Origin of the sequence: Gilliamella sp. B2838 (assembly GCF_026536185.1) — a bacterium.
GTDB lineage: Bacteria > Pseudomonadota > Gammaproteobacteria > Enterobacterales > Orbaceae > Gilliamella.
The window spans coordinates 1-7,924 of the sequence record NZ_JAFNOO010000021.1; the positions used below are offsets into that span (position 1 = coordinate 1).

At 36.6% G+C, this 7,924-nt stretch carries 5 protein-coding genes; all 5 read right to left on the bottom strand.

The features are described 5' to 3' along the window. Nucleotides 1–479: 479 nt before the first annotated feature. The gene (locus tag J3U63_RS12785; RefSeq protein ID WP_267371780.1) at nucleotides 480–1,544 is read right to left on the bottom strand and encodes a T6SS immunity protein Tli4 family protein; all 1,065 of its coding nucleotides are present in this window, start codon (nucleotides 1,542–1,544) and stop codon (nucleotides 480–482) included. 12 nt (nucleotides 1,545–1,556) lie between these two features. Next, on the bottom strand, nucleotides 1,557–4,052 hold the full coding sequence (locus tag J3U63_RS12790) for a hypothetical protein (RefSeq protein ID WP_267349232.1): 2,496 nt from the start codon (nucleotides 4,050–4,052) through the stop codon (nucleotides 1,557–1,559). Between the two features lie 10 nt (nucleotides 4,053–4,062). Further along, nucleotides 4,063–6,654: a type VI secretion system Vgr family protein gene (locus tag J3U63_RS12795; RefSeq protein ID WP_267371781.1), complete on the bottom strand. Its 2,592-nt coding sequence runs from the start codon at nucleotides 6,652–6,654 to the stop codon at nucleotides 4,063–4,065. Between the two features lie 115 nt (nucleotides 6,655–6,769). After that, nucleotides 6,770–7,018 (bottom strand): hypothetical protein, encoded by a 249-nt coding sequence (locus J3U63_RS12800; protein ID WP_267371783.1) that lies wholly within the window; start codon nucleotides 7,016–7,018, stop codon nucleotides 6,770–6,772. Nucleotides 7,019–7,436: 418 nt separating this feature from the next. Further along, nucleotides 7,437–7,924 (bottom strand): alpha-glucosidase C-terminal domain-containing protein (locus J3U63_RS13280; RefSeq protein ID WP_323849529.1); only part of this gene is annotated, 488 nt, incomplete at its 5' end.

The window sequence follows — 7,924 nt, forward strand, 5'->3', positions numbered from 1 at the left end:
CATTGCATTGGCGTTCGGCTATTGTCCCGTGATTTACTGGCAAGAATCGCTAACATATCAGACTCTGACACACCTTCGGCAATTTATTGATTTATTGCTGTAAGGCGAAACATGCAAAATCATTAAACGACAATTAGGCATTAGCACTAATACGGCAGTCAAATGGCAGCGCTATTTTATGTGGTTAATGAAGTAAAAACGATTTTTATTGTTGGTTAACTATTGCCAAGTAAAGCGGCGCCAACGTTATCTGCAAATTTGGTTAGACAATAAGTAAGAAAGCAAACATTCTAAGTTTAAATTGCATGAATGTTTATTCATCGAAAAAATAGATCAAACGGTAAACACTCCTAAATAATTTTTTCACAATTAACTGTATACAATAATAGTAAATAAATTAAGGCATAGGATAGAATTATTAATTTGTTCCCCCTTTTATTTATCTTATATTCCATGTAATTACTTATGTTGATTGTTAATTATTGTTCTGTTGCTCTACGTTTTATTGATGCTTCAATGGTTTTTGCCATTTGGTAGATTTCATCTTCTGTTAAGGGGATTTTTCCTTTTGCTTCACTTTGTTTGCCAATAACAGATAGCTGTAACCATGGGTGGTTGGTTTTGCTGTTTGGCGTGTTTCGGGAATAGTAAGACACTACGCCGTAATAACCATAGTCGGACGGTGATTTATCTTTATAACGTATTTCAACAAAACCCGCTAAGCCATTACGTCCGTCCATTTTGATATCACGATACTTTATAGGAAAGCCTAGTAATTTAATGTTTTTAATATTGAGATTACTTATATCGTAATTACTGTTCCAAAATAGATTGATTTCGTCTTTGGCATCAAAGCGCATAAGATTGGTAAAAGAACTTGTACTTTCGGTAAATGAAATAACGATATCAGGGTGTTCTTTTAACCGAAAAGAGACGGTTAAAATAAGGGGTAAGGAGGCATCATTACCGGCGACAAAGCCAAAGGGAATACATTTTCCTGCGGTATGCGGCACTTCAAACAGTTCACGGGTAGAAAAACCATTAATAATTGCTTCGGCGTTTTGTTTATAAAATTCAAGATTTTTATCTTCACCTTGATGACTATTAGTTGTAAAAAATGAATATATTGTATTATTCTCAAAAAAAGTTACACGCCCCCCTTTTTTTGCATAAAACCCCAACATATTGTTTTCATTCAACAATTTCACTATATCATTAGAATTATTAGTTTTAATATTCTGATTTTCTAAAGCTATTTGTTGTTTTGCATTTTTTAACTCTTCATCACTCCATTTTGCAGTAATCGATAAATTATTTTGATTATAATTAAATGTAGATAGAATAGCCCATTTACCATCTTGAAAATAAACAGGAAAACGGGATTTTGGCTTAAAGTACTGATTTGTCGGATAAAGTGCCACTTCAAGATTATCGGGTAAATCTAAGGTATAGGATCCAATACACTCGGTTTTATAGTTGATCTCGGCCGCTTGACCTACATAACTAAAAAAAGTAAGACTGACTAATAAAAAAATCTTTTTCATGATAGGGAATCCTTAAGTTACTAACCGAATATGATAAGTGATAGCGTTATTTTCATCTTCTGTCCAATGGAGGGGGACTAATGTGATATGACCTCTAATGTTTTTTAATACATTAGCATCATTAATAGAATAATTTTGCCAAAAAATTTTATTAAAAGGCATTAATAATTTTTCTGTGAAATATTCCTTGTTATACATTCTTTTTAATGCTTCTTCCTGATTTGCAATAGGCTCTTGATTCGTGGCTCCGAATATCCCGTTATATTTATCAATCTCTTCGTCTAGAGACTTTGACTCTTCCAATTTTTCATTATCAAATTTTCTTAATTTATTATAATTTAATGCAGGCCAAATTGATGCAAATACATTTTCATCTTTCGTATCATCAACATATTCTAAACTTAAATAATTCCTTGGTATAAATGGAAAAACCGATTCAAAAATATCAGTATTACTTTTAGCTCGGGAGCGGATTTTGTTAACACTACTGGCAAGTTCTGGGACTTCAATCGCCTTTTCTAAACCTTGGCCATATAAACCTTGCCAAATTTTGGTTCGTAATTCATAAGCAAATTTTCTAACTGGTATAGGTATGCCGCGTTCGGGGCAATTAATGGTTTGTGAATCATTATCAACAATTAATGCAGCAAGTTCGGAATCTCGCCCGCCTAATAAGCTACGGTCATTAATATTGGCACTGCCGACTAATACATACAGGTCATCAACAATAGTTAATTTGCTATGTACATAAATTTGTTCAGTGAGAGTGCGATCCCCTAACTGAATCCAACTGCGCAAATTAAGTAAGGTAACATATTTATCACACTCTTCTAACTCTATTGTTTTGTAATCTTCACCCATATTATCGTAATAGGTAGGTCGCAATTTTTGCCAGTTTTTTCGTGGTGCTTTATCTTTAACCAGCTGTTGATATACCCATAGATGTTTGCGAATACGGTTAAGCAGACTATCACTACCAAATACAATAGTTTGCATGGTTTGATGAATGGTAGCCATAATAGAGCCCGTATTTAAAAGCCCTTCCGGATGTACAGGTAAAGTTATATAGACATGAAATGGTTCGGGTTTAAATGCAAAAATGACACTGGCAATTTTATCGCTTAATGCTTGTACAATTTTATTTTCAGGCAAATCATTAGCCGTAATAGATAAAAATTTTGTTATCCAAGGTTTGATTGGTGTTTCTATTTTTGCTGCCTCTGATAGTGCATCATTTAAAGAAGCGTGGGACGGACGACCATAATCAGAGATAAAAAATTGGTTTTCCAGATAAATATAGCGTTTGGCTTTGTTAATTAATTTTTGCATCACCTGATAAATATCAGATTGTGGTTTTGATGTAGTATTAGTATTTAGACGAACATTCGGTGCTAATTTATTTAGACCTTCAACACCATTATTTAAGTCTACATCTTTACTCAATATGGCTGACATTGCTTCCCAATTACGCATATATGCTGGCGCACTTCTTAATATTTGTACACTAATATTACCTTTATCAACTATTCCATCATATTCTTGTTGTGTGGGTAATGAAAGTGATTTATGTATGCAATAATCAGATACATTATTTCTTTTGTATTCACTATTTGGTGAGTCAGCTTGATTCCAGCGTAGTACAAAATTTAAAGTTAAGTCAAATACTGCTTTACCTTCAATTTTAACGTGAACATCTTGCCATGGCATAATGGGTTGATTATCCGCTAGTGTTGTTTGGGTTGCGTCAAAATGCTTTTTATCAAATATTTGTGATTGCCAAAATGTATTTTGTTTAATCGTAGAATGATCTCTTGGCTTAAATGATAGGCTTATTTCTTTTTTATTATCCCCCATCAATCTCACACAAGGATTATAACGATTTAACACTTGTCTATTATCAGCTTTCGGATCGAGATTATAACCATGGCAGTAACGTCCATAAGCTAAGTCTATTCCACCTACGTATGCTTTTTTTCTATCAATGATGATACACTTTTGATGATGAGAGAAAAACATTTGCGTTGCATAACTCCAGTATGGTTCGTCATTTTTTGAATCATGCAATCGGACAAAAATCACTTCACGCCCAATATATTCATTTATGTAGTTTCTTAAAACGTTTCTGGTATCTTGATCATTGGTATCGACGGCGACAGACTGCGATTTCCAAGGTAAAATAAAAATTTTTAATTCTGCATTTTTCTGCACCACTTCAAGTAATAAATCAACTAAACGTAAGTTTGGTGTTAGCATCGCATCCCAGTTAACTTGCCAGCCTGTGATATAAATTTCTTTTTCAGCACTTCGAATATCAGCAATTAAATCCTGAAAATAGTCATAACCTTGCACATAAGCTTTTACACTATTTTTATGTGTTGGTTCGGCAAAATTATTTCTAATTCCACGCTCATTAATATCATATAGCCAAATATCCTCTGTTACTGTCGATGTGTAGTTTTCTTCACCTTCTTTATCAAGTAAAAGATGTGTTTTATTATGTTCCGCCATTTATATACCATTATTTCTTTATTGAATTTATAAGTTGATTCTTTTTAATTTGCGAATTATTTTCTACCGCACTTAAAAATTCATCTTTTTGCTTTAATACTTCGTTTCCATAACCCATTGCTCGTGCTGCTTTAATATTTTTATTTTCATCGGTTTTATCTAATGTCGAAAATTGCAACTGGTAGGCAATATTATTATTCACAATCCATAAATATCCTGGACTTTTGTTGAAACGCTTAATAAGCTCTTTTGATTCATCGGGTGATATTTCTATTTCGCCTGTCTGAGTTGTTTTACCTTGAGTAATAATTTCATCGGTCATTAACGCATCATCAGCACTTTTTGCCGATACGATTCTCCATTCTGAACTCCCATAATTGATACCATTTTTACCGGGGATATCACTGATTTGTAAATTCAACTGGTACTCTTGTTCATCTAAAAGCATTACAGGGCTTATCGGTAATTCAGTAGTTGGTAAAAATAGTGAAGCAGGTCCCATTTTTTGCATGGCGTTGCATTTGAGATAAACATTACCGGATGTTCCCAGTTCAATACCTTCTTCGCTGATTTTGATGTAAGAGCCGCCGCAGATTAGGGTTATCTTTTTTGATGCGGTTAACTGAGTATCGCTGTCAACACTGTCAATGTTAATGTCTTGTTTAGCTGCCATAACCAGATTGTCATTTTGTGCTTGCACTTCCACGTCACTCTGATTGGCAAACAGTTTCATACCCGATTTATGGGCAAACAATCCCAGTGAGTCACCACCGGATAAGGTAATAGTTTTGAGTGCCGTGATATCGGTCTGGTTTTCACTAGTGAGTGCGATGCTGTTACTGGTTGAGAGCTGGATGTTCTCCGGACTGGTTAAGGCGATACCTTCATCGGCATAAGCTAAGAAGCCACTTTGTGATAATTGTGTCAGTGAGCTTTTCAGCTGGTCCTGACTGTCGGTATCGGCGCCGTGTGCTTCAGACTCTTTGGCGGCATTTTGCAGCGCTTTGGCAATTGATAAGGCATTTTCTAACTGGCTAATTGCACCTTGCATATCCAGTTGTTTACCCTGTGCTTTCGGCTCAGTTGCGGTGGTGAGGAATAAGCCTTTAGCCGCAGCAATACTGCCCCATTCATCTGTCCTTAACTCAAACCCTTCACCCCGTTGTGATTTGTTTTGATTAACTAAGTGACCAATGTTCAGTTGCGTTTTACCATACTCCGTCGATAGCTTAATATGCTCCTGACCGCGTTTATCATCCATCCGTAATTTATTATTCGCTGGTGTGCGTATCACATTACGGTGTTTGTTGGCGGTTGCCACATGGTCTGGGTGGTTGCTGTCATGCATCGCATAAGCAATATAAGGACGGTCAGGGTTACCGTTGGTAAATGCAATCGCCACTTCCGTGCCGTCAATTAACGGAAAGTGGAAACCGTAACTGTCACCGGCATAAGGTTTCGCCAGTCTCACCCATAAGCTCTCTTCACCATTCTTCCAGCTTTTCAGGTCAAAGTTAAACTTAACCCGGTATCGTCCCATCGTGTCAATATAACCGTATGTGTCATTATCCGGACTGGTAATTCTTGCCGGTAAGGTGCCACTGATTTGTGGCCAGTCTGTTGGTTTGGGTCGGTATGGTTTTAATGTCTGATACGGTATGGCGGTAAACTGCACTTCATAAGCATCCGTACGGTTACCACGACCTTCCACACTTAAAATCAAAAAACCGTCCTGTGTATTAGCTAACGGATTACCAGTAATATGAATATGCTGACCCGGTGATAACTGACCGCGGTTACTTTTACCGCTGACGATAACCTGACGGCTTATCGCATATTCATGGCGAATACAGGCATACCATTCGCCACTCTCAATGCTGTTATCACTGTGTCTTCCGCTGTTGCCATTAAGCTCTCCTTCAACAAAACTATTGCTATTGACTGCATTGCGGTCACTGCCTGCTCTGTTATCAGCATCGGTATCAGCACTCGCGTTGCCGTTATCATTTAGTGCGTTATAATGCTCTTCATAACGGTAATCTGTGCCGTAAGTGGTTATATTGGTCGGTTGGCTGTTTACGTCAGTTTGTAAATCCTCACCTGCTGTACGGTAATTATAGTCCTGAACTTTAACCGAAGTTTCAACCGTTTGACTGTGTAAGCTGATATCCCAAACACTGTCCACACCCGCATCTAAAGTGCCACTCAGTTGTTTATAGTCAATATCTTTTGCCTGCTGATAACCTTGTTCATAATCACTCAGCACCATCACATCACAGCTGTGCTCCGGATGAGGTTCAAAGCGGAACCAGATACCCACATCGGCTAAAATCCGCTGGATAAAAGCAAGGTCACTCTCCTGCCATTGAGTGATAAACTCCCTGACCGGATAGGTGTCTTTTAATTCTAAGCGGTAATCAATACCGGTAAAACCATGACCTCGCAGCACTTCCTCAACCACGCTCACTACATTTTGATTTTGAAAGATAGCGCTGTTATGGCTAAGTGCCAGTCTTGCCAGTGATGAGGAGAGAACCACCTGATAATGTGCTTCATCTTTATTGACCGATAACTGACTAAACTCGGTAATGACCCCGTACACAATGCGTGCATCGTCTGACGGTAATAGTGAGGTTTATGAAGAGTCCAACGGAGCAAAGGATTTTAATACATTCACTGCAGTTAATGCCTTTGAGGCAATATTAGTATTCGCAGAATTAAAACGAAAGGAGGCTTTTTTTATTTAGTACTGAATCAAGGGAGATCTGTTTGTTGCTGCAGGTAAAGGAGATAAGGTAATGCCACGGTTGATTTAGCACTTCTTGCGTGGTGACATCTAACACCGATATCGCTGAGCCTAGTTCTTCAATATTTAATGTGTAACGATTATGGCTGATTCCGCCATTAATCCCATCATCTACACCTTTACCAAATGGAGTAAAGAAAGTAGCTAATTCTTCCTTCATAATTTCCTCTTTTCATACTTCATGTGAACAGCAATGTTATATCGACTATTATTATAACTAATTATTTAATTTTATTTTTTAACTAGACCACATGTGGGCGTACTACTAAGATTACCCACAGCTTTCAGGCTACGAAATTAATTCATATTAAAAAATAACCTAAAACAGATTATAAAATACCTTTTTTTGGGTTGTTTGCAAACTTTTTTAAATCTTTTTTCAATTAAATTATATAGATAAGTTATCAGGATTAGTGATGAATTAAAGGAAGGACACCATAGTTTTATCACGATAATGTTAGTGAAAATGCTTTTTATTTAGTTAGATTTCGGTCGTTAGTTTCAAACAATTTTAAAAAAACGTAATCTTAAATAGATTACGCTTTTATAATCGTTTTATTAAAAAAACAATATTTCCTTTAATCCGTTTCGTGCAACAAATACGTTGCTTCATAAGGCTGTAATACCATTTCACCTTCGAGCACTGTTTGATTTGAGTAATTACTTAACAACTTTTGCCAAGAACTATTTTCTAATGCTTTAGGTAATTGCCATTTAACCCTATTTTCGGTCAGATTGGCTATCACAAGTAACGTTTGATTATTCCAATGTCTGACATAACACCAACAATTAGCAACATCAGGCGTTAGATCTTGATAGTCACCGAAAATAAAGATCGGATATGTTTTGCGTAATTTGATTAAGGTTTGATAGCAATAAAAGATTGAATTGGGATCATCAAGCGCTGCCTTCACATTGATTTTTGGGTAATTGTTTGCCACCTCAATCCAAGGTTTACCTTGGCTAAATCCTGCATTGGCAGTGTTGTCCCATTGCATTGGCGTTCGGCTATTGTCCCGTGATTTACTGGCAAGAATCGCTAACATATCAGACTCTGACACACCTT

What these genes read in the sequence shown, in the direction of transcription:
- J3U63_RS12785 (WP_267371780.1), bottom strand. Translation starts at nt 1,544, where the DNA reads ATGAAAAAGATTTTTTTATTAGTCAGTCTTACTTTTTTTAGTTATGTA.
- J3U63_RS12790 (WP_267349232.1), bottom strand. Translation starts at nt 4,052, where the DNA reads ATGGCGGAACATAATAAAACACATCTTTTACTTGATAAAGAAGGTGAA.
- J3U63_RS12800 (WP_267371783.1), bottom strand. Translation starts at nt 7,018, where the DNA reads ATGAAGGAAGAATTAGCTACTTTCTTTACTCCATTTGGTAAAGGTGTA.